General features: G+C 65.6%; 1 protein-coding gene. It reads left to right on the top strand.

Annotated features, from left to right (window positions below; translation table 11 throughout):
- The first annotated feature begins 282 nt into the window (after positions 1–282).
- Complete coding sequence (locus DMH01_RS42480) at positions 283–483, top strand: hypothetical protein (RefSeq protein ID WP_125685098.1); 201 nt, start codon at positions 283–285, stop codon at positions 481–483.
- The last annotated feature ends 168 nt before the right edge of the window (positions 484–651 follow it).

Genomic DNA, 651 nt, shown 5'->3' with positions numbered 1-651 from the left:
GGGGAGAACCCGTGCACCAGGTCCGCGAACGCGCCTTCCTGTAGCTGCTCTGCTGTGCAGAGCGGTGTTGGTGCATCTTCGCTGGCCACAGGAACCCCCTTCCCAGCCCGCTAGGCCAAATGAGTGAATGTGGTGTTGGGGGGTTAATTCGGAGGGGCCTCGCCCCAATAACAGAAGGAGCAGGTGACGACGGGTCGCCTGCTTTTTTTTTTGCCCAGAAAGGCCGACCATGATCAAAGTCCCTGTCGTGAGACTCTGGTTTACGCAGGTCAGGTGGCTCGCATGACACCTCTCGAATGGGCAGAGGTGGCCGCTGTCGGTGCCTTCGTTGGCGTCGTCGTCGCAGCCGGAGTGGCTGCGATCGTTCGGCGCGAGAAGCTGCTCAGGCTTTTCGTGATCGCGGGCGTTCTGCTGCTCGGCGTGCTGGCCGTCTCCCAGGGAAACCCGGACGTCGTTCGTGAGCTCCGGGGCTGGTTCCCGTGAGCGCGCTAGTCGGTCGAGGCGGGTCGCCTGCTGCCACGTCCGCGAGCCTTCGGTGCCACCACAGGCTCGGCCTCGGGTTCGGAGAGTTCCGGCGTGCTGGCCTCCTCACGGGCAGCGAGTCCGGCGAGATCCGCCTCCGGCTCGACGTCCGGCGTCACCGCGGCGGCG

Origin of the sequence: Amycolatopsis sp. WAC 04182 (assembly GCF_003947465.1) — a bacterium.
Lineage (GTDB): Bacteria > Actinomycetota > Actinomycetes > Mycobacteriales > Pseudonocardiaceae > Amycolatopsis.
This window is presented reverse-complemented; position numbering and strand designations above follow the sequence as displayed.